The 25,234-nt window shown below is 41.6% G+C and carries 19 protein-coding genes; 12 read left to right on the top strand and 7 right to left on the bottom strand.

Going from position 1 to position 25,234, the window contains the following annotated elements; all coding sequences use genetic code 11:
* Positions 1-7 precede the first annotated feature (7 nt).
* The 3 genes from CSC79_RS06510 (at position 8) to CSC79_RS06500 (ending at position 2,628) form a co-directional block, all read left to right on the top strand.
* Entirely contained in the window at positions 8-340 is a 333-nt protein-coding gene (locus CSC79_RS06510; protein WP_099295022.1) for a hypothetical protein, read from the top strand.
* A 102-nt stretch (positions 341-442) separates the two neighbouring features.
* Positions 443-2,122 carry a DUF1566 domain-containing protein gene (locus CSC79_RS06505; protein ID WP_099295021.1) on the top strand — a complete coding sequence of 560 codons (1,680 nt, stop codon included), beginning with the start codon at positions 443-445 and terminating at the stop codon, positions 2,120-2,122.
* Positions 2,119-2,628 carry a DUF1566 domain-containing protein gene (locus CSC79_RS06500; protein ID WP_099295020.1) on the top strand — a complete coding sequence of 170 codons (510 nt, stop codon included), beginning with the start codon at positions 2,119-2,121 and terminating at the stop codon, positions 2,626-2,628. Before CSC79_RS06505 ends, CSC79_RS06500 begins: the two co-directional genes overlap by 4 nt.
* Here the strand turns inward: CSC79_RS06500 and CSC79_RS06495 are convergent.
* Positions 2,625-3,740 carry a tRNA nucleotidyltransferase gene (locus CSC79_RS06495; protein ID WP_099295019.1) on the bottom strand — a complete coding sequence of 372 codons (1,116 nt, stop codon included), beginning with the start codon at positions 3,738-3,740 and terminating at the stop codon, positions 2,625-2,627. The two genes, CSC79_RS06500 and CSC79_RS06495, sit on opposite strands and share 4 nt — an antisense overlap.
* A gap of 128 nt (positions 3,741-3,868) precedes the next feature.
* Here CSC79_RS06495 and CSC79_RS06490 point away from each other — a divergent pair, with 128 nt between their 5' ends.
* Both CSC79_RS06490 and CSC79_RS06485 read left to right on the top strand, forming a co-directional pair.
* Positions 3,869-4,786, top strand: a complete 918-nt coding sequence (locus CSC79_RS06490; RefSeq protein WP_099295018.1) for an AAA family ATPase — start codon at positions 3,869-3,871, stop codon at positions 4,784-4,786.
* A 12-nt stretch (positions 4,787-4,798) separates the two neighbouring features.
* Positions 4,799-5,851: a general secretion pathway protein GspB gene (locus tag CSC79_RS06485; RefSeq protein ID WP_099295017.1), complete on the top strand. Its 1,053-nt coding sequence runs from the start codon at positions 4,799-4,801 to the stop codon at positions 5,849-5,851.
* Between the two features lie 33 nt (positions 5,852-5,884).
* On the opposite strand, the gene CSC79_RS06480 is transcribed toward CSC79_RS06485, so the two are convergent.
* Complete coding sequence (locus CSC79_RS06480; protein WP_099295016.1) at positions 5,885-7,084, bottom strand: HD-GYP domain-containing protein; 1,200 nt, start codon at positions 7,082-7,084, stop codon at positions 5,885-5,887.
* Between the two features lie 104 nt (positions 7,085-7,188).
* A complete protein-coding gene (putA, locus tag CSC79_RS06475) occupies positions 7,189-10,992 on the bottom strand; it encodes a bifunctional proline dehydrogenase/L-glutamate gamma-semialdehyde dehydrogenase PutA (protein WP_099295015.1) in 3,804 nt (1,267 codons plus the stop codon).
* A gap of 170 nt (positions 10,993-11,162) precedes the next feature.
* On the opposite strand from putA, the gene CSC79_RS06470 reads away from it, so the two are divergent.
* Entirely contained in the window at positions 11,163-11,642 is a 480-nt protein-coding gene (locus CSC79_RS06470; RefSeq protein ID WP_099295014.1) for a winged helix-turn-helix transcriptional regulator, read from the top strand.
* 38 nt (positions 11,643-11,680) lie between these two features.
* Here CSC79_RS06470 and CSC79_RS06465 read toward each other — a convergent pair whose 3' ends face one another.
* On the bottom strand, positions 11,681-12,280 hold the full coding sequence (locus CSC79_RS06465) for a TIGR04211 family SH3 domain-containing protein (protein WP_099295013.1): 600 nt from the start codon (positions 12,278-12,280) through the stop codon (positions 11,681-11,683).
* 208 nt (positions 12,281-12,488) lie between these two features.
* On the opposite strand from CSC79_RS06465, the gene CSC79_RS06460 reads away from it, so the two are divergent.
* The 4 genes from CSC79_RS06460 (at position 12,489) to CSC79_RS06445 (ending at position 17,287) form a co-directional block, all read left to right on the top strand.
* Positions 12,489-14,009 carry a CYTH domain-containing protein gene (locus CSC79_RS06460; protein WP_099295012.1) on the top strand — a complete coding sequence of 507 codons (1,521 nt, stop codon included), beginning with the start codon at positions 12,489-12,491 and terminating at the stop codon, positions 14,007-14,009.
* A gap of 32 nt (positions 14,010-14,041) precedes the next feature.
* Positions 14,042-14,704, top strand: coding sequence for an START domain-containing protein (locus tag CSC79_RS06455; RefSeq protein WP_099295011.1), 663 nt, complete (start codon positions 14,042-14,044; stop codon positions 14,702-14,704).
* Between the two features lie 139 nt (positions 14,705-14,843).
* On the top strand, positions 14,844-16,832 hold the full coding sequence (locus CSC79_RS06450) for an alkaline phosphatase family protein (RefSeq protein WP_237113973.1): 1,989 nt from the start codon (positions 14,844-14,846) through the stop codon (positions 16,830-16,832).
* Positions 16,833-16,900: 68 nt separating this feature from the next.
* Positions 16,901-17,287: a diacylglycerol kinase gene (locus CSC79_RS06445; protein WP_099295075.1), complete on the top strand. Its 387-nt coding sequence runs from the start codon at positions 16,901-16,903 to the stop codon at positions 17,285-17,287.
* 258 nt (positions 17,288-17,545) lie between these two features.
* Here CSC79_RS06445 and metK read toward each other — a convergent pair whose 3' ends face one another.
* Positions 17,546-18,697, bottom strand: a complete 1,152-nt coding sequence (metK, locus tag CSC79_RS06440; RefSeq protein ID WP_099295010.1) for a methionine adenosyltransferase — start codon at positions 18,695-18,697, stop codon at positions 17,546-17,548.
* Positions 18,698-18,975: 278 nt separating this feature from the next.
* Here metK and tkt point away from each other — a divergent pair, with 278 nt between their 5' ends.
* Positions 18,976-20,967 (top strand): transketolase, encoded by a 1,992-nt coding sequence (gene tkt / locus CSC79_RS06435; protein WP_099295009.1) that lies wholly within the window; start codon positions 18,976-18,978, stop codon positions 20,965-20,967.
* Between the two features lie 139 nt (positions 20,968-21,106).
* On the opposite strand, the gene CSC79_RS06430 is transcribed toward tkt, so the two are convergent.
* Positions 21,107-22,435: a DUF1501 domain-containing protein gene (locus CSC79_RS06430; protein WP_099295008.1), complete on the bottom strand. Its 1,329-nt coding sequence runs from the start codon at positions 22,433-22,435 to the stop codon at positions 21,107-21,109.
* A gap of 9 nt (positions 22,436-22,444) precedes the next feature.
* A complete protein-coding gene (locus tag CSC79_RS06425; protein WP_099295007.1) occupies positions 22,445-24,409 on the bottom strand; it encodes a DUF1800 family protein in 1,965 nt (654 codons plus the stop codon).
* Between the two features lie 434 nt (positions 24,410-24,843).
* On the opposite strand from CSC79_RS06425, the gene CSC79_RS06420 reads away from it, so the two are divergent.
* Positions 24,844-25,155, top strand: coding sequence for a pyrimidine/purine nucleoside phosphorylase (locus CSC79_RS06420; RefSeq protein WP_099295006.1), 312 nt, complete (start codon positions 24,844-24,846; stop codon positions 25,153-25,155).
* Positions 25,156-25,234: the final 79 nt, after the last annotated feature.

Here is a 25,234-nt window from a genome sequence, read left to right as displayed (position 1 = left end):
TAATGCGATGAGTCAAGATAGATCATTTATTAAAAGTGGAAGAAATACGATTATCCACAAAGAAAAAAAACTCGATTTAGTGATCGTAAACTCTGAAACTCACCCTAAAATTAAAGTGACTCAAAATGGCTTAGAGCCATTTAAAGAAGAGCTGCCAAAAAACCGTCGTGAAGCAAAAGAGCGTTATCTCGATATGGTATATATTAGTAGTGCTGATGTATTCGGTGAAGAAAAACGACTGCTATTCATACAAGCCTTGGATGGTCGAGAATACAAAGTAGATTACAGTAAAGTTGGCACAAAACTATTTGTACGTATCCATCAAGATAGTTATATGTAATCTCCTGCATAACTGGCATTGTTGTTGCTTATTATCTAATTAAAGAATGTAGCCTAAATAAGCGTGCTATATACCTATATGATGAAAATGAGGAAACATTGCATGAGAGCTCTATTCACTTTATTGCCTGTTGTTAGCTTGCTCAGTGCTTGCGGCGGCTCAGGTGGTGGGAATGATAACCCCGATGTGGCTGCATCGGTCAACGCAGGGATAGATCAGCAAGTTATTGAGAAGAGCGAATTTACTCTAACAGCGATAGGCTCACCTGCAAATGGAACGTTTTCTTGGCAAAGAATTAATGGGCCCGCTGTTGAAGGGTTACCTGCTGATGGCGATGAACAAACCTTAACAGCGCCAGATGTAAAGACGGACAGCCAACTACTATTACGGGTTAACTACCAAACAGCAGACGGTCAGTTAGTTAGTGATGACGTTATGATTGATATTGTCTCGAATAACCAACTACCCGAGGCGGTTGTTACACAAATTGCGCCTGCAGAATTACCTTCCGATTATAAAGACACCATTACGTTGAGCGGTGCTGAGTCATCAGATCCCGATGAAAATGGTGCTATTAATAGTTATCGTTGGCAGCAAATCTCTGGTCCAACTGTTGCGGTCGATAGCTACAATAATGAGACTATCAGTTTTTCTCACCCTCTATTAGATGTAAACACAACTTTAGTGTGGCAGCTAACCGTCATTGATGATGAAGGGGGAGAAGCGAGTATTCAATATAATCATAAATTAAACAGAACAGATAAAGTGGTTATTGCTAATGCGGGGGCTGATCAAACCGTAAATGAAGTTGAACTTGTTACGCTCGATGCAACGGCAAGTGAAACCGTCACCGAAACATTCTCCTGTCATTGGGAACAAATTGTTGGCAGTGTTACTTTAGCAAATCAAGAACAATGTATTACCTCGTTTACCGCACCAAAAACCGAAGCTGTTAATACGTTTAGTTTTGAGGTAACAGTGACCGATAGTAAAGGTCGAACAGACGCCGATGTCGTACAAATCAATATTGAATCTAAACCGTTAGGTCTAATTAATGATACAGGGGTGAATACGTGCTACAACAATACCCAACAAATAGCATGTGACAGCCCTGACTTTCCTCGCCAAGATGCAGCCGTTGGTCGGGACAGTGTTGTTAGTACGCATATCAATAAAGTAGGCGCTGGTGATTCAGCATTTGATTTTACTAAGTTAAATGAGTTTGCCGATGAGCTTCCGGACAATGCGAGTAACTTTAGTTGCGTTCGAGATAATGTCACAGGACTAATTTGGGAAGTTAAAAGCCCAAACACTGGCACTTTACCTAACGCAACCTCACTCAGAGAAGGACAGAACCACTATACATGGTATTTAAATGGAGAAACCGGCGTACAAGGTGGTAGTCAGCTAGGTGCAACTACCACATGCTCGGCAACAACGAATTGTGGTTTACAAGAGTATGTTAATGCCGTTAATAATTCAGATTATTGTGGTGGAACTAATTGGCGAGTCCCCACGTACACCGAGCTGATGACTTTATTGGATTATTCTCAACATGGGCAATCGTTATTAATTGATAATGATTACTTTGTTAATACACCTACTCAGCACGCTTTTGTAAACCAACCTTTTTTACCTTATTGGACCTCGCAAACAGCGGCAGATGGTACTAGTTTATCGCAGGCTTATATAATAGATATGAGCGATGGCAATGATTTAGCTTATCCTAAGAGTGAAACGGCATTTGTACGCTTAGTTAGAACAGCGGGGGCATCACAATGAAAACATTATTTGCGAGCATACTACTTTTAAGCCCAAGCTTTTTGGCTGCGCAAACGTGTTACAGCACGGTGCCTGAAACAACATCCACAGCGCGTTTTACACTTAACAATGATGGCACAGTGAGCGATAGCGTGACAGGGTTAATGTGGCAAACCTGTAGTTACGGGCAAAGCTATGATGCTGATACCACTAGCTGTACAAATAGCGCAATTAAAACCTCGTGGCAAGAAGCTTTAAGAGCGTCGGTTAACGACCGCACAGCAAATCATGATGATTGGCAAGTACCGAATAATAAAGAGCTAGCAAGTATTCTAGAGCACAGTTGTGTAACCCCAAGTATCAATGAGGTTATTTTCAAAGGGAATAAAAGTGAAAACTATTGGACGAGTACATCGGGCGTTATTGACCCCGGCTTTGCTTGGGTATACACATTCGACAGAGGCCTTAACAGTTTACATGCTAAAACCTCTAACGTTTACCTTCGCTTGGTGCGATATGAGGACTAAACCTGATTTAAATGTTGTTTAAACATGTCTAACCGCGCTTGTTCTAGCGCGGTTTTTATATCAGCACCTTTAATACCTTGAGCAATAAACTGTTGCGGGCTAATTTTTTTAGCTGCTTCAGTAGCACTTACTAGAGTGTGTTGCCGTTTTAATGGCCCGCAATTGGCAATCTCCGCTGCTTTTAATAAAGCACTGAATCGTTCTGGTCGGCGCCATAGGTCAAGTTGATTACAAAGTGCCAGTAACTCACTGCTGTTAAGTTGTTCATCTTTAAGGGTTGCGAGGTGCTGTTGCAAGTAGAGCGCCATATCCCGAACATCATTTGGCACCCGAATTGATGTCGCTAGTGTGATTATTGAGTCACGGCATAAATCACTGGTAGCTTGGCAAAATAGTAAGCTAGGCTCAGTCACCTTTTGACTGTTTGCATACTCATAGCGGGCTTTGATTTGCTGGTATTTATCAGAGCTCCACGATGAAGCCAATGCGTTGCTGATTGAAGGAAGAGCATTAAGGCTGTAAAGCGTTTGCAAAAACTCAGCAAAAGCGCCATCACTGAGCGACTTTTCACATTCAAGCCAAATACGTTCTGGTGTCAGAGTGTTCAGTTCACCTTGAGAAATCATGCTCTTTAATAGCGTTTTGGTCTCATCAGCAATAGTAAAACCAAGGTAATGATAACGAGCTGCAAAGCGAGCAACACGCAATATTCTAAGTGGGTCTTCACTAAATGCATCGGATACATGGCGAAGAATGCGGTTGTCTAAATCTAGTTTACCGTTGTATGGATCAATTAAGCTGCCATCGTCAGCTTTTGCGATGGCATTAACTGTAAGGTCGCGTCGGCGTAAGTCATCTTCAAGTGTAACATCTGCTGAAAACTCACAAGTAAACCCGGTATACCCTTGACCTTGTTTGCGTTCAGTACGAGCGAGTGCATATTCTTCTTTGGTTTTTGGGTGTAAAAAAACAGGAAAATCTTTACCGACTTGTACAAAGCCTTGCTGTAAAAGTTGATCTGCAGTTGCACCAACAACAACATAATCACGTTCTTTAATTTTACGTCCGAGCAGCTCATCACGCACTGCACCACCCACTAAATAAACTTCCATAGTCACGCCTAGAGTTAACCTGTTTAGGTTATTTTACGTTATTTAAGTAATAAAACGCTAACAAGGTTTTCACTTAGTGCATTTTTTTGCCATTATAGGCGCAGATTTACTCAGTAAGGAAGTTCAGGGTGTATTTAAGCTATTTTGGCTTGTCGGAAAAACCGTTTTCAATCGCGCCAAATCCACAATATTTATTTTTAAGCGAGCGCCACAAAGAAGCATTAGCTCACCTTACCTATGGTTTAGGCGAGGCGGGTGGTTTTGTATTGCTTACAGGCGAGGTAGGGACAGGTAAAACAACCCTAATTCGTAGCTTGCAAGAACAACTGCCTGAGAATACGCAAGTGGCAATGATCCATAACCCGGCATTATCACAGCTAGAGTTGTTAGCCAGTATTTGCGATGAACTTGTCATTAATTATGATGGCGTCAATGCCACACTAAAAACCTTAACTGATGCAATAAAAAAGCATTTAGAGGCTAATCATGAATCGGGTGGTCACACGATACTATTGATTGATGAAGCACAGCTACTTGCACCAGATGTACTCGAACAACTGCGGTTATTGACCAACATAGAAACCAACCATAAAAAGTTACTGCAAATAGTGTTAGTCGGTCAACCAGAGTTACAAGAGTTACTTAAGCGCAATGAATTAAGGCAATTAGCGCAGCGTATTACTGCTCGGTACCATTTATTGCCGCTGACCGAGGGGCAAACTATTGCTTACATCAAACATCGTTTATATGTTGCCGGCTGTGAACGTGCGATGTTTTCGGCTGATGCATTAAAAACTGTTTATATTGTTACAAAAGGTATTCCTAGGTTAGTTAACTTACTATGCGAGCGTTGCTTAATGGGAGCGTTTTCTAAACAAGTTATGGTCATTGATAGTGAAATTGTGATGCGTTCAGCAGAAGAGGCGTTACCGCCAAGCGTACTGCAAAGTGAAGTTCAAAGTGAAGCAAAAACCAGTAAGCTTTTAATACCTTTCGTTTTTATAACAGTGTTAGGCGCCGGTGTTGGCTTGTCGTTTATTTTTTAGTCGTGGTGAATTATGTCGTTTTTATTAGATGCATTAAAACAATCTGAGCATCATGATGAAGCATCTGCTTTTGATCAAAATGCTCAACAAATTAAACAACAACAAGAGCTTAAAAGGTATCGCTTAATCGCAATGTCACTTGCCTTATTGTTGGCTTTAGCGCTGACCTTAGTGGCTGGCTTTTCAATTGGTAAGTGGTTTCAGACTAAGAGTATTCCAACAGATAGTGCGTCAGAGCCTAGCCTTAAAGAGTTATCAGCAACTGATGAAAAAGTGATTCAGCCGAATGAAGACGTTTCTAGCGTGCAAAAGAGCAGCGATACATTGCCTAAGAATGTACCGCAAGAAGTTCAAAATGCACCCGCACAGTTTACTAATTCACAGCAGCCTGTGATGGCCCAAGGCTACGCGAACCAATCTCAACAGTATCAATGGGTCCAAGTGCCTGTTAATGCTGTACCAACTTACTCGCAAGGGCAAACTGTTTTAGTCCAAACTCCAAATGGGTATCAGCAAGTGATTAATGCCCCTACAGCTCAGTTTCAGCCGCAGCAGTATTCACAGCCACAGCAATACGCTCAACCTCAACAGTTTGCACAATCACAGCCAATAAATACTCGCTCAAGAGATATTGATTTAAGCCAATATAAGGTGCTTGGAAAGCCCATTGAGCAGTCAAATTCAGCGAACCAAATAGTACCGCAGCGCGACGATGAGTTAGAGACTGTGCCTAGTGAGCTTAAAAATGCGTTTGCCCAAGCAATTAAAGACACTGAAACAGTCACGACCAATCAAGTTACCCAAGCAACAAGAAACTCTTCTTACGCAGAGCCTATTGAGCTATTACCAGACGGCTTATTAGCTTTGCTACCTAATATTAAATATCAGGCACATATTTATTCATCGTCCGTTGAGAAGCGTTGGATCAAGCTTAACAACCGTGAACTGTATGAAGGTGATAGTTTAGATGATATTGAAGTGTTAGAGATAACCCCAGAACAAAGTGTATTAAGTTTCGATGGCTATCAATTTAGTATTAAAGCGTTGCAAGATTGGCCAGAGTAATTGATTTTTTATAAGTATCCCCCTGCTGTAGTATTACGGCAGGATTGAATGTTTAAAAAATCTGATTAAATCAATATTAAAATCTTTAGGTTTCACGGCTGACTCCAGTGCATCATTAGTACGGCTATGAGCCAAATCAATATCTTCAACGCCTGTGTAGCGTGCATGTTTGGCATGATAAAAGGTTTTAACCTGCGGTTTTAGCGGGCTTGCTGGGTTGCTTTTTGTTACCAATCCGACTTTTTGGCTTGAAAGCTTCACTAAAGTACCAACAGGGTGGATACCAATACATTGGATAAACTTGGTCAATAGCTCGCCATCAAAGCTATCAGGACAGCCATCTTTCAGTATTTTAAAGGCTTTAATGGGCTCCATGCCATCTTTATAAACTCGCTCAGCTGTAAGCGCGTCATATACATCAACAATCGATGCCATACGCACATACTGACTGATTTCATCGGCGTGCTTACCAAACGGGTAGCCACTGCCATCTAGGCGCTCGTGGTGAAAGCCTGCAATATCAACAGCAATGCCTGTTAAACCTGACTCTTCTAGAATTTGCTTACTATAAAGCGCATGATTTTGAATTGTTTTAAATTCTTGCTCACTCAACCTTCCGGGTTTGTGAAGAATCTCATCAGGGATTTGTATTTTACCAATATCGTGTAGCAGGGCGCCTGTCGCTAGTTCTTCTATGAGCTCTTTTTCAAAATTTAAATGCTTGGCAAAAATACTAATTAAAACAGAAACATTAATTGAGTGCTCTAATAGGTAACTGTCTTTTTCTCGCATCCGTGTAATACAGGCCAGCGCATCTTGGTTACGAAAAACCGAATCAATAAAGCCACTTGCAAGCTCTTTAAATGGCGCTACTTCAATTGTTTTTCCTGCTTTAATATCACTAAATGCCTTGCTCTGTAAGTCTTTAGCTTCACAATAAAGTTTTTGAGCTTTGCCCATCTCTTGTTCAACAGAGTGAGTGGTATGCCATGGGTCACGTTGTTTTGGAGTGTCACTAACAATGGGGGCGTCGTTTAGCTCTTTTGGTTGCTCTATGATGGTTTTATCTGGGTCAATCTCGACCTCTAAAATACCCGCTTTTATTAACTTATCGATACCAGCCTGCGTTTTTACCCACCCTTGGTTTTTTATTTTGATATTACCTGACTGCTTCGTTACTTGTTGTACGAACATACCGGGTAGAAGCTGTTTTATAGGAATGGTTTTAAACATTACTTACTCAAAAAAATTTGCATACATTAAAGTTAGCAAACTTTTCATTGTATAAGTAGCAAAAAGGGCGCTAAAAAGCGCCCTTTAATACTTAGTTGTTGATTTTATTCGTCATCTTCAACCAAAGTCATGAGAGATGTGTTACCACCTGAGGCGGTAGTATCAATACTAATCGTCTTTTCTGTGATCAGACGTTTGATCAGCGTATCGTAATACTCTGAGCTTATCACAGGCAAGATTGCGCCTTTGCGTTGTGCAAGCTGCTGGCTAAAGTAGCCCAGACGTGATGAACGTGCTGCAACCACTGCGCCCGCTAAATGTGGATGCGCCAAGATTGCTTGTAGCTGGTTTGGCTTTGCAACTTGGAACACACCTTCAGCGACACCTGTTGAGATAAACTTGTCTTTAAACGCAACAGCTTCATCATAGAATAACTCTGATGCTACTGTGATTACAGTATTACCCGCTGCAAGTGCAGTGATAATAGAGATAGCCCAAAAGTTAAATGATGTACTCTTATCTGCATAACATACTACACAACCGCGTGCTTCAAGGTGTAGTGTGTTTGATTCGCCTGTTGGCCCTGGTAACGTAGTATATTTACGCATGTGCTTTTCAAGGCGGTTTAGCTGGGCACGTGCATCGGCAAGTGTTAATGCTAAATCATCTGCAAGCTCATCGATGATATCAACGGTGGCTACTTTGGCTAATAACTGTCTAACAGCAGAAACACGGTCATTTAGCGGTGTGCCACGCCAAATTTTTTCGTCGCGCATTGAGTTAGTCATTAACTTTTCAACTTGCTCATTTGCACCTGAGTAGTGGTGTAAATCAAGCTCATCGGGCGTTAAGTTGGTCATTTGCACGTTATCAGGTGACGCTTTTTCTTTAACTAAGCGTTGCAGGTAGTTTGGACCACCTGCTTTCGGGCCAGTACCAGATAAACCACGACCACCAAACGGTTGTACGCCTACAATTGCACCAATCATATTACGATTAACGTAAACGTTGCCCGCGCGTGACATTTTAGCAAGGTATTCACAGCGCTCTTCGATACGTGAATGAATCCCCATAGTTAAGCCAAAGCCAGTGTTATTGATTTGGTCAACAACATTGTCAATTTCAGTGCCCTTAAAGCGAATTACATGCACACATGGGCCAAATACTTCACGTTTAAGTACTGATAAATCTTTGATTTCATATAAGCGTGGAGCAAAGAAATAAGCGCCATTTTCAGTATTATCAGGAATTTCACACTCATAGTGCAGTGTGGCATTGCCTTTTAGATACTCAACGTGATCGGTTAGGTTCTTCAATGCTTTTTCATCGATAACAGGACCAATGTCTGTTGAAAGTAGTGCAGGGTCGCCAACATGTAACTCTTTCAGCGCCCCTTTGATCATCTCAATGATGCCATCTGCCACGTCTTCTTGTAAAAATAATACGCGCAGTGCAGAGCAGCGTTGACCGGCACTTTGAAAACCAGAACTAATCACATCATCAACCACTTGCTCAGGCAGTGCAGTTGAATCGACGATCATACAGTTTTGACCACCTGTTTCGGCAATCAACGGTACTTGAATATCATTACGCGCTGCAAGTGTTTGTGAGATGATAGTGCCAGTCTCGGTTGAACCGGTGAACATCACAGCTTGAATACGCTCATCGGGTACAATTGTCTTACCTACTTCACTACCGCGGGCAATCACAGGTTGTACAACATGCTCAGGTAAACCTACTGATAACATTAGTTCAATAGAGCGCAGTGCAATGTAACTAGTTTGTTCAGCTGGTTTTGCGATAACGGTATTACCGGTTACGATTGCAGCAGCTACTTGACCCAAAAAGATAGCAAGTGGGAAGTTCCACGGGCTGATACATAAAATAACACCGCGGGCTTCAAAACGCTCATCTTCACTAAGCTCTTCAGCACGCGCTGCGTAGTAACGACAAAAATCAACAGCTTCGCGTACTTCATCAATGCCATCTTGTGCAACTTTACCAGCTTCTTTAATACAGATTGCTACAAGCTCATCATGGTGGCGTTCTAGAATATCGGCAATACGACGAAGTAAGTTCGCACGCTCTTTTACAGGTGTTTGTGACCATGACTCAAAGGCCGTTTCCGCGTTAGCAAGTAGGCTAAGCATGTCATCACTGTTATGTAATTTAACGTGGCCAATGACTTCTTTATGATTGGCTGGATTTTTAACAGCTAATGAGCCTTCAGGTACGTCACTTTCATTAATGCGATGTTCTTCAAACCACGAATCTAGGTTTTCTTTAAAGGGTGTAATTGCATTGATGTCAGTTAAATCCATACCCTTTGAGTTAGCACGCTCTGCGCCGTATAAATCAATAGGCATCTTAATTTGCGTGTTGTACTTATTACGTAAACCTTGCAGTGTTTCTACAGGATCAGGGAGTAATGCTTCAACAGGTTGCGTGGTATCAACAATCGCATTTACAAACGATGAGTTAGCGCCGTTTTCAAGTAAGCGACGAACCAAGTATGCAAGTAAGTCTTCGTGCTGACCAACAGGTGCATACACGCGACACTGAATTTTCTCTTGCGTTACGATTTGGTCAAACAAAGACTCGCCCATACCGTGCAGGCGTTGGAATTCAAATCCATCATGATCGCCTTTTGCAACTTCTAGAATCGTTGCGGCAGTGTATGCGTTATGAGTGGCAAATTGTGGATACAGCACGTCACGCGCTTCAAGCATTTTAATAGCACAGGCTTTGTATGAAACGTCAGTCGTTGCTTTTCGGGTAAATACAGGGAAATGATCTAAACCATCTTGCTGTGTAGTTTTGATTTCTGTATCCCAGTAAGCGCCTTTAACTAAGCGTACCATTAGTTTGCGGCCAACGCGGGTAGCAAGCTCTGTGAGCCATTCGATAACAAAAATAGCGCGTTTTTGGTATGCCTGAACAGCTAGACCAAAACCATGCCAGCCAGCTAAATCGTCGTCGCTAAATACGGCCTCAATGACATCAAGAGAAATATCCAAGCGATCAGCTTCTTCAGCATCTACTGTAAAGCCAATATCGTAACTTTTAGCGACCAATGCAAGCGCCTTAAGTTTAGGCACAATTTCTTCCATCACACGTTCTTTATGGGTGAATTCATAACGTGGATGAATTGCCGAAAGTTTCACTGAAATACCAGGGCTCTTAATTGGGCCGCGGCCATTTGCAGCTTTACCAATAGAGTGAATCGCATTTAGGTAACTTTGATAATAACGGTCCGCGTCTTTCATTGTACGCGCGCCTTCACCTAACATGTCGTATGAGTATACATAGCCCTTGCGTTCTGTATCTGCTGCACGCTCAATGGCTTCGTCAATGGTGCGACCCATAACGAATTGCTTACCCATGATCTTCATCGCGAAGTTAACTGACTTACGGATTACTGGCTCGCCTAAACGACCAATGGTTTTTTTCAACACACCAAATTGCTGATCTTTGGTTTTGTCGTTGTAGTTAACCATTTTCCCGGTCACTAACAAACCCCAAGACGATGCATTAACAAACAGAGAGTCACTGCTACCTAGGTGTGAGCTCCAATCGCCTTTTGCTAATTTGTCACGGATAAGGGTTTCTTGAGTCGCTTTATCTGGCACACGAAGTAGGGCTTCAGCCAAACACATTAATACCACACCTTCTTCACTCGAAAGTGAGAATTCATTTAAAAGTGCATCAACACCGCTTTGACCATCTTGGTCTTTACGGATATTGTGAACTATTTGACGTGCACGCTCCCATGCACGGCTACGGGCTTTAACACCTACTTCGGCAAGGGGTAAAATATGATCAATAACTGCATTTTCATCAATGCGGTAAAAGTCACGGATCTTTTGTCGAATTGGACACGTTGTAGTCAAATCGCCGTTGAATAACATAAGTAACCTCAAAAGTGTGGAGTCTTGCAGCAAAAAAAGAGTGCTGCTCGATTATCATGTTGTTTAATGCGTGCATTCTAATTAAATTCCAGCAGAATATGCTGGTTAAATTTGCCGATTTACGATAATTTACAGGGCATACGTTAAACTTATCCGCATAAAATTCTGTTATGACAAGTCCCAATAGATTACGCCTGCTTGATCGTATCGATTTAGCAATTTTAGACGTTCTGCAAAAAAACGGCAGAATATCTAATGTGAACCTTGCAAAGCAGGTTAACTTAAGCCCCAGCCCTTGTCTTGACCGAGTAAAACGACTCGAGCAGGAAGGCTATATCGAGGGCTACTTTGCTAAGCTTAACGAAGCAAAACTTAACCAGAGTTTATTAGCGCATGTACAAGTGTCATTAGTAACATCAAATACGGCCGTATTTAAAGTCTTCCGTGAACATATTTTACGAATTACTCAAGTTATCGAGTGCGATATGGTGGCAGGGGGTTACGATTATTTATTAAAAATACGTGTGTCAGATATGGACGAATACCGCCAAGTGTTAGGTGATTTAGTTGATATACCAGGCGTAGGTACACACCATACCTATATGGTTATTGAAAAAATAAAGCAAGACAATGGTCTCAAGCTCGATTAAATAAAAAAGCACCTATTGGTGCTTTTTTATTGTATTGCTTATGCCCATCCGTCGTAACGTTTACGGCGCGACAGCACTATCGTTAAAATAATCCCTAAAAACAATCCTATAAATGCGATAGCTCCCCCGTAAGTAAGTAGCTGACGTTTCTCTTTAGCACCGGCTTGTTGCTTTTGAGTACGTTCTGCATTTAGAGTCGTTTGCAGTTTGGTGATTTGTTCTGACAACATTAGATTTTGATCAGTGAGTGATTGGTTTTGTTCTTGTAGTTGTGGCAGTTCAATCTGGGTTTGACGAAGTTGCTCTTGCATCGACGTCATTTCTTCACTCAAAGTGCGATATTGCTGGTGAATACCAGCTGATTTAGAGACAAACTTAGCCTCTACCCAGCCTTCGCGTTCTTTATCATCAATGACTTTGACGAAGCCGTTTTCTTCAGGTGAAAGTTGCGTAAGCTTTGTTCCCGCATCTACTGATCCGATAATTCGGTAGTTCTTACTCGCACCAGAATGCATAAACGTATAAAGATTATCAACAATATAAGCCGTATTTGTATTGTTTGTTGAATTTGCTTCTTCGCCGTGACTAACAAACGCAACAGCGCTAAGAAGTAAAGCTAATAAGGAATGTTTAAACATTAATCTACCCTGTTAATGTAACCGTGATCGTTACGGCAATTTTTTCGTTCTAAGTATAGAGATAGTATGGATTAAACTCGTTAATAGCAAGGCTGATATTGTAATCACATCACAGTGAATAAATGAAATCTCGCTAAAAAATTTGCATTACCGCTTTGCTTTGTTTATTTTGAGCTCTTATTTATTTTAAAGGTAATCCTCAAGCCTAATGGATACTGAGATAGAACTTAAGTTTTTGGTGTCAGATGCCGTTGTTCCACTGATCCCCGCGTTAATTACTCAATTTGCAAAAACCGTCACAAACAAGCCTTCCCGTAGTTTGCAAAATGCTTACTATGACACTCCTAGTCGAGAGTTAAGAGCACTTGATATTGGTTTTAGAACACGTTGTGCAGATAATCAATGTGAGCAAACAATCAAACTAGCAGGAGAAGTTGTTGGAGGTTTACATCAACGCCCTGAATATAATTTGCCGATTGAAAGTAACCGCCCAGATATCACTGAGTTTGACAGCGGTATTTGGCCTCACGGCATGCAAGTTAACGCAATAGCCGCTAATTTATACCCAATATTCAGTACTAACTTTATCCGTCGCACTTGGTTAATTGAAACCGAAGGTGGAGCAAAAATTGAGGTTGTTTTAGATAAAGGTGAAGTGTCAGCTTCTGGTCGGGTTGAAATTATTTGTGAGCTTGAAATCGAACTGATGGAAGGCAGTCGTGATGAGTTGTTTGCGTTAGCCGATAAACTAGTCGCACAGAGTAATATTCGTCTTGGTTTGTATTCAAAAGCGGCCAGAGGTTATCGCTTAGCGGATGAAAAACCACTTAAACCGAGCAAATCAATCGGTTTTGTTTCACTGCCTAAAAAAGCAACGCAAGAGCAAGCTCTCATTGCAGCAATAGGGTTTGGTATTCGCTTTGTGCAAAAACATGAGCAGTGCTATTTTGACAAGCCTAGCTTAAAAACGCTTAAACGAGTTACTGATGGCATCAGCCTCATTCGCCACACGTTTTGGCTATTTGATGACATTGTAGATAAAAGCACTACAGAGTCATTAAGAGTAGAGCTTAAGTGGTTGTTAAGTGAACTAGCGTGGGTTGAAAACGCTATTCAACTTAAAACATATACATCAAAACGTCATGCCTATTACAAAAAAATTAACAGTGCGCCAGAGCTTACTCAAGTGATCAATGACCTAAAAGAGCTACAGCCAAGTATTGATGACATCAACAAACTCTTTCACAGCGCGCGCTATAATCGGTTACTCCTTAGTTTAACTACCTGGCTTGTAGATAAACAGTGGCGTAAAAGCTGGGGGCAAACCCAGTTTCAAGCCGCGGAACGCTCTGTTGATGAAATAGCAAACCGCTTATTTCATAAAGATTGGCAGGATCTACACCAGTTGTTACCAGAGCAACAAACTCTTACTTGTAAAGACTACTTAAACCTACGTACCCGCCTTGAAAATAGCTTACTCAGTGGCAACTGTTTAGGTGCATTGTATGATAAAGAGGATCGCAGTGAGTTCCGTATTCCATGGCTTGATATTTCTCACGGGATATATGAGTTGTGTACGCTCGATTATTTAAAGCAGCTATGCGCAGGACAAGAAGACGAAGAGCTTGCCAAAATACAACATTGGCTTGAAATGAAATCTGAGTTTTTGGTCAGTGCGATGGAGCAAAGTCGTTTAGCGTCATTTAAGATTTCACCCTACTGGGAATAGCCTTGTACTGATAGCAACACAATGGAGTGTTAATGCACAAAATAGCCGGGTTATTAATCATACTGTGTTGCTTTACAGTTTATTCTGCGCAGCAAACACCATGGCAATTATGGAAAACTCAAGATGGTGTCAGTGTTTCCTTTAAAAAACACTCAAATGGTATTGTTGAAGTGCAAGGCACGTTACAGATAGAAAATAGCACTGCAAGCGACTTCATGGCCCTTCTTAGTGATACTGAGAGAGCCCCAAAGTGGGTCGAAAATGTGAGTCACGTTGAGGTGCTGGCCCGCCCAAGTGACGCAGAAACTATCGTGTATACAAAAATTAACTCGCCGTGGCCTATCAGAGATAGGGATATGGTGAGTTATTCCTGCTACAAACGGCTAAATCCCACGCAAACGTTATTAACGATTAGTGCTTACTCTGGTTTTAAAGAACACGTTGATTCGGTTGTGCGTATCAAGGATTTAAAAGCGACTTGGTTACTCGAAGAAAATAATAGCCCAGAAAAGGTCAGTCTGGCGCTCACCCACACAGTTTATGCAGACCCAGGTGGTGCAATACCCCATTGGTTAAGCAATAATGTAAGTTTAAAAAGTACGCTTAAAACACTACGAGCTTTACGTAGTGAGCTCGCTCAAGAGCAATATCACGCTGCGCCTACTGATATCAAAGAGGGTAATTGCTCTATATAGTGTTACTTCCTTGTTTTTATAAGTTAATCAATTGTATTTATTACACTTTATTACACATTAACACATAATCTAAATTGAATTTGTGTCTTTTATTGGTATAGTTCCTTTTTTAGGGATGTGTATTATAAGGACATAGATAGTGTTTACGGTTACTTCAACGCCCTCTAGCCGTTGGTTTTCATTTGTAACAGAGTGTTGGCGTTTAGCTGCACTTTGGTTTGCAGGTGTATTGCTCTTCATGAGCTTTCGTATTTTCTTCTTAGTATATTTTTATGACCATATTGCAGCACCTTTAGATGCAACAGCTCTATACAATACTTTAAAGACTGGCTTTGCTTTTGACTCAGCTGCGAGTGGGGTGTGTTTTAGTATTCCTTTTTTACTCAACTGCATCTTTCAGCCAATGCGGCTAGGGCACTGGGTTTCAAAAGTTCGTATTTATACTGCGAGAGTATTTTTTAGCGTAATGATCTTATTATGCATTACCAGCGTCACCTATATTTCTGAGTATGGTACACAATTTAACTACTTTATGTTTGAAGGGCTACATGATGATCAGCAGGCCATCGCATTAACCGCAATAAAGCAATACAAGCCATGGGGCAGCCTTATAAGTTTAGTGCTTCTGTTGTTTATTGCGTTTAGATATTGCAAGCATGTTGAGCAAACTAGCCTTAGTTTTTTATCGCGCATTTATACTGTCTGTAAGTGGAAACGCTCACTACTGGTTATTCTGATAACGGTGCTTTTTATCTGCGCTATTCGCGGCTCATTCGAATCTCGTCCTGCTTCGCGTAAATGGTCTGCGGTGACTCCTGATGCGTTTGTAAATAACCTTGTGATTAACCCTTTTCGTAGCTTTGTGTATGCAATAAAAGACTATAACGAATTACAAAATCATGGAATAGATGGCAAAAACCCCTATTTGAGCTCAAATGCTGCACCACTCACTGAGCCATTGCTCGATTATCAGCAACACACAAAAGGAGCGTTTATTGACCCTCCATCACAGGTGTTTTTTATAATCATGGAAAGCTATGATTCGTGGCCTTTGCAGCAAAAGTACGCATCACTTAATGTGACTAATGAATTAAAAAGCTTAGCTAGCAAGGGGATCTATTTAGATAATATGCTACCTGCTGCCAGTAGTACGATGAATTCACTTTCGAGTATTTTGTCTGGTATTCCATTTTCAGGTGTGAACATGAGCCGCATTGGCCCGCAACAACCTGCCAGTAAGCTTTCTTTTATTAATCAAATGGAGCGGCTTGGTTACACCAGTCAGTTTTTTTATGGTGGATTACTCTCATGGCAAAATGTGGGTGAATATGTAGAATCGCAAGGTGTCGATAATATTTATTCCGCGACAGATGCTGGTGGTAAAGGCAGTGCGGGTGTATGGGGGATTGATGATAGCCAACTATTTGAACTCGCAGCGGCTAAAACCAAACAAAAAAGTTTTAATGTAATTTTAAGCGGCAGTTATCACGGTCCTTTCAATTTAGATTTAGCGCAACTTGACTACCCATACGCATCTTATGATGATTACCCCGCAACAATACAATCGCTAGAAGGCGAATTATTAGACCCCTATGTGTTAGGGCATTTATGGTACGCAGATAAAATGCTGGGCGAGTTTGTGCGAAAAATGGAGCTGCGTTATCCTGATGCACTGTTTGTGATAACGGGCGATCATTTTAGTCGTCGTTACCTACATAGCCGACCTAATTTGTTTGAACTAACACACGTGCCAATGGTGATTTATGGGCAAGGTATTACACCTGATTTGTTGTCATCGCAACACGTTGCAAGTCATATGGATATTGCGCCGACCTTACTTAATTTAATCGCACCTAAAAATACAGCGTTTTATAGTATGGGCCAATCATTGTTAAGTATTGACGAAGAGCGCACCGTTTTTGGTTTTCAAACTATTCGTCGCAATGAAAAACTGTGGAAGGGAGATTTAAAGGCGATTTACGAGTATTATAAGGTGAATGAACACGATAAAACTCAGTTAACGTCATTCAGTCCGTCAGGGGTTGAATATATTGATGCTGATACAGAGCAAGCTTATAATCGTTATATGGCTACTGCATGGCACTTGCTTATTCGTGGTATGGAGTGAGTATTTGTTAGCCATACATCACTAATTCAAAGCCGTATTAAAAAGATAATAAAATGAATAAACCTGAAATCAATTTAGTTAATAAACCCAATGGCATTGGTATAGGCCGTATTATAAAAGCCACTCAGTGTTCTATAAAAGGGTTTAAAGCGGCTTTTAAAGAAGAGTCGGCATTTAGAACTGAACTGGCATTAGGTGTCATTTTGTTGCCCTTATCGTTTTGGTTGGCGCAGTCTTTACTGCACTGGGTGATACTCATTGTTAGCTTTTTATTTTTATTGATTGTGGAATTGCTTAATTCCGCTATTGAAGCATTAACGGATAGAGTAGGGGTTGAATATCATGTTTTATCGGGGCGCGCTAAAGATATAGCATCAGCGGCAGTAACCTTGGCTTTAATTGTATTGTTTATAGTGTGGGGTGTCGCTGGATATGAAAAGATACTTACATTATAGGTTAGAAAGTTAGGTAAAACGTCACGGGCTTCGAATAGATCTTAGTACCTAGTCACTTTTAGCTATTATTTTATAATTACTTCTCTTGAGCGCAGCGTCTCTTAATCTCTTTGTGAATAAATTACTTTTAAATTTAATTGCGTGGGGTAGCGCATGCCTAGCAGCGAGTTTACCTCGCGACAAAAACGTAGAACATAATTTCTAGGCATAAAAAAAGCGCCAATTGGCGCTTTTTCTACATTCACACAAAGGCTGGAATTAAAGACCAGCTGCTGCGCGAAGTGCGTCTGCTTTATCTGTGCGTTCCCATGGGAATTCATCACGACCAAAGTGGCCGTAAGCCGCTGTTGGTAGGTAAATTGGACGCTCAAGATCTAACATTTGAATTAAGCCGTAAGGGCGTAAGTCAAAGTGTTCACGAATAAGTTCGATTAAACGACTTTCTTCTAATTTGCTAGTACCAAACGTTTCAACACTGATTGACGTAGGTTCTGCAACACCGATAGCGTAAGAAACCTGTAGCTCACACTTGTCAGCAAGACCAGCGGCAACCACGTTTTTAGCAACATAACGTGCAGCGTACGCAGCTGAACGGTCAACTTTTGATGGATCTTTACCAGAGAAAGCACCACCACCGTGACGTGCCATACCGCCGTAGGTGTCAACAATGATTTTACGACCTGTTAAACCACAGTCACCCATTGGGCCACCGATAACAAAACGGCCAGTTGGGTTGATGAAGAACTTCGTTGCGCTAGTAATTAGCTCTGCAGGTAGTACCGGCTTGATGATAGTTTCCATTACCGCTTCTACTAAGTCATTTTGTGAAATTTCTTCACTGTGCTGAGTCGAAAGAACTACCGCATCGATACCAACAGGCTTACCATTTTCGTATGCAAAGGTTACTTGTGATTTTGCATCAGGACGCAACCAATTAAGCTCGCCGCTTTTACGTACTTGCGCTTGGCGCTGTACTAAACGGTGAGAGTACGTGATTGGTGCAGGCATTAGCACTTCAGTTTCGTTACATGCGTAACCAAACATTAAGCCTTGGTCTCCAGCGCCTTGTTCTTCAGGGCTAGTACGGTCAACACCTTGGTTGATATCAGGTGATTGCTTACCGATTGTATTTAAAATAGCACACGAATCTGCATCAAAACCCATATCTGAATGAGTATAGCCAATTTCACGCACTGTTTTACGTGTGATTTCTTCGATATCAACCCATGCACTCGTGGTGATTTCACCACCGACCATGACCATACCGGTTTTTACGTAAGTTTCACACGCAACACGTGCATGAGAATCTTGCTCTAAGATGGCATCTAGTACCGCGTCAGAGATTTGATCCGCGATTTTATCCGGATGACCTTCAGAAACTGATTCAGAAGTAAATAAATGTTTTGCCATTGTATTTCTGCTCACAAATATTGCGCTTCACAAACGTCGGTAAGAGCGCTAAAAAATTAAGGGACGTATTTTATCTAAAACAAATATATTTTCATAGTAATTTTACGCCTAGACGTCTAAATAAAATTACTAATAACTTTTAGTTCTTAATAAACCTCCATTTTAGTCTAATTTATTAGGGGTTTTAATTGCACACTGCCCCTAGAATAAGTAAGAATGGGTGTTTCTAGTAAAACACACAATCAACCAGCGCAAATACAGTAAAGGTAGGAGAATTCATGCCGTCTCGCAAAGAACTTGCAAATGCTATTCGCGTCTTATCAATGGACGCAGTACAACAGGCCAAATCAGGCCACCCTGGAGCCCCTATGGGCATGGCAGATATCGCAGAAGTACTATGGCGCGATTATCTAAATCATAATCCAACAAATCCAGAGTGGGTAGACAGAGATCGATTTATACTCTCAAACGGCCACGGTTCAATGCTTATTTATTCTCTACTGCATTTAAGTGGTTATGATTTACCAATTGACGAAATTAAGAACTTCCGTCAAATGCATTCAAAAACACCGGGTCATCCAGAATATGGTTATGCACCAGGTATCGAAACCACTACGGGCCCACTTGGTCAAGGGATCACAAATGCCGTCGGTATGGCGATTGCTGAAAAAGCATTAGCGGCTCAGTTTAACCGTGAAGGCCACGACATTGTTGATCACTTCACGTATACGTTCTTGGGCGATGGCTGCCTTATGGAAGGTATTTCTCACGAAGCATGTTCGCTTGCGGGTACTTTAGGCCTTGGCAAGTTAGTGGCATTTTGGGATGACAACGGTATTTCAATCGATGGTGAAGTCGAAGGTTGGTTCAGTGATGATACCCCAGCGCGTTTTAAAGCGTATGGTTGGCATGTAATCAGTGATGTAGATGGCCATGATTCAGACGCTATTCGCACAGCAATCGAAGAAGCACGCAGCATCACAGACAAGCCAACACTCATTTGTTGTAAAACAGTAATTGGTTACGGTTCACCTAATAAATCAGGTAGCCATGACTGTCACGGTGCGCCACTGGGTGAAGACGAAATTAAAGCCGCGCGCGAGTTCCTTGGTTGGACTGGCGACGCATTTGACATTCCAGCTGACATTTACAGCGAGTGGGATGGCAAAGAAAAAGGTAAGCAACTTGAAGCGAGCTGGGATGAAAAGTTTGCCGCATATGCAGCCGCACACCCTGAACTAGCAGCAGAGTTTAAACGTCGTACAAGTGGTGAGTTACCAGCTGATTGGAGCGAGAAATCACAAGCGTACATTGAGCAACTTGATGCAAACCCAGCAAACCCTGCATCACGTAAAGCATCACAAGATGCACTTAATGCATTTGGTCCTCTATTACCAGAGTTTATGGGCGGCTCTGCTGATTTAGCAGGTTCAAACCTAACAATTTGGAAAGGTTCTAAAGGCCTTGAAGCCAATGACGCCAGCGGTAACTACATCTACTACGGTGTGCGTGAGTTTGGTATGTCAGCAATTATGAATGGTATTGCACTACATAAAGGCTTTATCCCTTACGGTGCGACCTTCTTAATGTTTATGGAATACGCGCGTAATGCTGTACGTATGGCTGCGTTGATGAAAGTGCCAAGCATTTTTGTTTATACCCATGATTCAATTGGATTAGGTGAAGATGGCCCAACCCACCAACCAGTAGAGCAAATTGCGAGCATGCGTTTAACGCCTAACCTAGTTAACTGGCGTCCGTGTGACCAAGTTGAGTCTGCAATTGCATGGCAACAAGCCATTGAGCGTAAAGACGGTCCAACGTCATTGATCTTTACTCGCCAAGGGCTTGCTCAACAAACTCGTTCAGCACAGCAAGTAAGCGATGTGAAAAAAGGCGGTTACGTACTTAGCTGTGATGGTGAGCCTGAGCTTATCTTAATCGCAACCGGCTCTGAGGTGCAATTAGCACAAGACTCAGCGGCTGAATTACGCAAGCAAGGTAAAAAGGTACGTGTTGTATCAATGCCTTCAACAGATGTTTTTGATGCACAAGACGCAGCTTACAAAGAAAGCGTACTACCCGCTGCGGTTTCACGCCGCGTAGCAGTAGAAGCGGGTATCGCAGACTACTGGTATAAATACGTTGGCCTAAATGGCGCAGTAGTCGGCATGACGACCTTTGGCGAGTCAGCGCCAGCTAACGAGCTGTTTGAACACTTTGGTTTCACGGTAGAAAATATCGTAAACAAGGCAAACAAACTGTTTTAAGTGCTGAGGTATTAATGGTCAGCTATTAATACCGAATCTGAGAATAGAAAAACCCGCTTAGTATTAAAGACTAAGCGGGTTTTTATTATTTACTCATTAACGCTGGCTAACATAATAAGCTAATTAGTCAGCGTAGGAGTTAAATAAAACCCAGAGTATGTTGGTTAAAGTTGGCTAGATTCGGGAATATATCTACTAGTTCTGAGTCAGGTACACCAAACCACTTGGCTAAAGTGGCAAAGTACTGCTCATTCGCAACGTCGGGTATTAGTCGTCCACCTCGGGTGTCTTTTGGACCGCCTAAATGTTGGGTCAACAAGGAGCCATATAAATCGCCACCGTTTACCGCGCCGCCCATTACAAGATGATTCCCCGCCCAACCATGATCAGTACCATTACCGTTAGAGGTTAATGTTCGGCCAAACTCACTCATGGTAAACAGTGTCACATTGTCTTGTTTATTCAGGTAAGACATTGCGCGATTAAACTCAGCTAACGACTGTGATAACTGGCTGAGCAATGAAGCATGGCTGCGATTTTGGTCACCATGAGTATCAAAGCCACCCATTGACACATAAAATACTTGGCGTTTACACCCAAGTTGAGATTGAATTGATATTGAACGTGCTATCGTTTTAAGCCTACGAGAAAGAGAGCTGTTAGAGAATACACCATCAATAGGATCAGAGTCTTGGAGGGCAATATTCATTGCTGAGGTTTTATCAATGGATGCTTTTACACGCGAGCCATAGGCTTGCGCAATAGGGTTTGTTTGACCTGTTAATACGCGATTAAACAGGTTATTCACATGTTCACTACGCTCTTGTGAGCCGCTTAAAGCATTAATGCGGCTTATGCCATTGCTGCTTAAACTAAAGGGCATGCTGTTGCTGCTGGTTTGCCAGAGGTTCATTCCTGAGAGCGAAATATTGCCGCCAAACTGTTCACTTTGTTGCAGTCGCTCTAATAACCTTGCGCCCCAGCCACTATTTAGTGAGCTTTGCTCTTTGCCATACATCCATGTTGCTCGTTGTTTGTTATGCGAAAAAAGGTGCAGTGGTAGTGGAACAGACTTATTGATAACATCTTGCTGCGTTGTTGGCGCAATTAAGCTGCCAACGCCAGTAACAAAGGCCAGTTGGCGCTCTTCAAATATACTTTGCAATGGCGCTAAAGAATTATGCAAACCAACACCGCCTTCTTGCGCGGTATCTGGCGACAATTGCAAAGGGTTATTAATAGCTAAATTTTGTCGGCTTGCTTCATATAGGCTGCGTGCTTCGCCTGCAATGGGCACCAACATATTTAAAGAGTCATTACCGCCACTTAAATAAACGCACACGAGTGCTTTATATTCGTCATCAGCAAAATTGCTAGCTCCTTGAAAAGCCTGCAACTGTAATTGAGTAAGTGCAGCCATAGACACACCACCCTTTAAGCATAAGTCTAAAAACTTTCTTCTATCCATGACACTCTCCTATTGCTGCAAGCTGTATTCGGCTGAAACCGTAATTAAATACACGATATACGAAAGCCTTAAATGACTTTCACTTGATGAAAAGTAAGCGTCCATATCGTAAATTGCATTGCGCATATTGTGTGACATAGCACCTGCAAAGAATAATGTGTCGTACTTATCGATAACCGCATTTAAGCCAAAGTTAGCCAGTAACTCCAAGTCATCACCCATGTACAAATAGACATAGTTTTCATTGAGTTCATCATAACGTTCTGCAACGCGTCGGCTCATTTCATCAAAATGAGTATTTAGTGTATTGATCACATAAGCATCGTTGGCAATTTGTAATTCTGGTGCAACAAGCATAGAGCCCGATAGCTCTTGAGGTTGATGATCCGGTTGGTAAAAGTTAAAAACAGAGGGGGACTGCAACGGGCCTTGGCCAAACTTTAGGCTTAAATTGCTGGTGTAATAACGATTATTTAGCGACTTAGCCTTGAATACCCGCCACAGTTGCATTTGTTTAAGCAGTGGCTCTCTCACTTTACCAAAATAAGCAAGAGGCGCTGCAAACTGCCGAGCTTCAGGGTCAAGGTAGATTGCTTTTATTACAGCACTCAAGTCACCTTTAACACCTTGGCCATTATCATTAAAAATTTTAGCAACCCGCTCAATGTAACTGGGGGACGGGTTTGATGTAATTAACTTTAAAATTAATTGTTTACTTATAAATGGCGCTATATTTGGGTGTGCAAAGATTGTATCGAGCGCTATTTTTAGTGAGGTTTCTGCATCAGTATTAGCAGGAATAACCACATCACTGATTAAATGTTTCTCAGCTGTTGAATGATACGCCTCAAATGGGCTCATAAGAATTGAGTGGTTATTACTCGGGCGTCCCCAAAACTCACTGGCGCCAAATGTCCAGCCAGTGAATACTTTAGCAAACCCTTCAATATCAGCTTGGGTATAAGCAGGGACCGGTTGGCCATTTATATCTTTTTTTACTAAACCATTTAGCGATAACTCTTCTAAACCTATGCTAAATAACTGTAGCAGCTCCCTCGCATAGTTTTCGTCTGGGCGAATGTTACGCTCTTCATCGGCTTTTTCATTGCCTAAATGATCCAAATATTTACCCATGATAGGGGAGCGAGATATAGTTTCAAGAATGTCACGGTAATTGCCAAATGCATTTTCTAGTAACATATCGTAGTAGCTCACCATGCCTTTAGGCTCATTTGCCAATGAGTTATTAAAGTCAGACACCACAAAAATTTGACTCATAGCATAGGCAACTCGCTGCCTGAGTTGATCAGGAGCGTTAATACTGCCTTTCCACCAGGCATCAATACGATTTATTTGCCGTGGATAATCTCTGTTTGGATAGTTTTCTAAATAATCGACATGGTAGGTAATGGGCAGCTGCATTTGTGAGTCTATCCATTCTTCAGCGCTTAACCCCTGCGCCGATAAAATCTCTTCGTACGTTGGCCCTAAACTGGCCTGATGTAAAAGCCGAGCAGCGTGCGAACTGTCCATGGTAGCTTTTGCAGTAAAACCAAATTCAAACTCACTTTGTGCGCCATGTTCATCCGTTACTCTAAGCAAAAAGCGATACGCTTCATCATAACCACTGAGGGGGGAGGGAATAGTCAGTGTTAACACCTCATTGTCTGAGGTTTCAATTGGCTGCCCTGCAAGTTGTTGCCAATTATAAGTGAGTGTATCGCCATCTGAATCACTTGCGCTGGCGTTTAAAGTGAGGGTTTGACCGTGGCTCACACTATCAGGAGGGGAGAGGCTAATAACCGGAGCGGTGTTTTCGGTGGTCGTATCGTCATCTGAAGTATCCCCGCTAGCAGGAGGGGTTGTTGGAGTATCTGATACAGGTGTTTCCTTACTTGTGTTTGCTTCATTGCCACCGCCGCATGCAACTAAAAAACAACTTGTAAGGATAGCTAGTGCTATTCGCTTACTCATTTCAATGCCCTAATGTAAATAAATTTTTAATAATTTAGCATTGTAAATTTAATGTTGCGTAGTTGTTTTGTGTGAATTTTATTCACGTTTCTGGTCATACCTGAACAAGTAAGTGGGTACTACTGATCCACACAATAAAGTTAGTGCACTCAATATGAACGGCAGGTTAATTTTTTGTATTTGAAAGTTTAAATTTATGAGGGTTTAAAGTTTGCTTAGTAGAGAATATACGAAGATTATTTGTAGGAACATACGATGATTTATTATTTATAAAATAAGCCTAAGGCCAAATCTATTTGATGTTGGTGAGAGGTTTACCAAAAAAGTAAAATGGGTTTTACGTGAGCATTTTTCACATCTTGTTCCTTGCAAGGCTTATGAGTATCAGGCACTGTGGTCATTAATAAATTATAAAACAATAAACAGGAGTGAGGATGTCTCAGTTTGATAATGTAAGTGTTGTTAAAACAGCAAACGTGTATTTTGAAGGTAAAGTGTCAAGCCGTACAGTGATTTTTGCAGATGGCAGCACCAAAACATTAGGCTTTATGCAAGCGGGTGAATTTGAGTTTGCTACTAGTAAAAAAGAGCTAATGGAACTTAACGGTGGTCAGTGGGAAGTTTTGCTCCCGGGTGAGACCGAGTGGAAAACTATGTCAGCAGGTGAGTCATTTAATGTTGATGCGAACGTTACTTTCCAAGTAAAAGTGGCTGATTTTGCTGATTACTGTTGTTCGTACACTTAGGGTCTGTTTACCTTTCAAGGTTAAATCTGCAGCAGTCTGTTTGGTATTTAGGCAAGGCCGCGCCTATGTGGTGTGGTTA

The organism is Pseudoalteromonas sp. 3D05, from assembly GCF_002723455.1.
GTDB lineage: Bacteria > Pseudomonadota > Gammaproteobacteria > Enterobacterales > Alteromonadaceae > Pseudoalteromonas.
The sequence above is the reverse complement of the archived record's forward strand: the minus strand, read 5'-3'. Positions and strand labels throughout refer to the sequence as shown.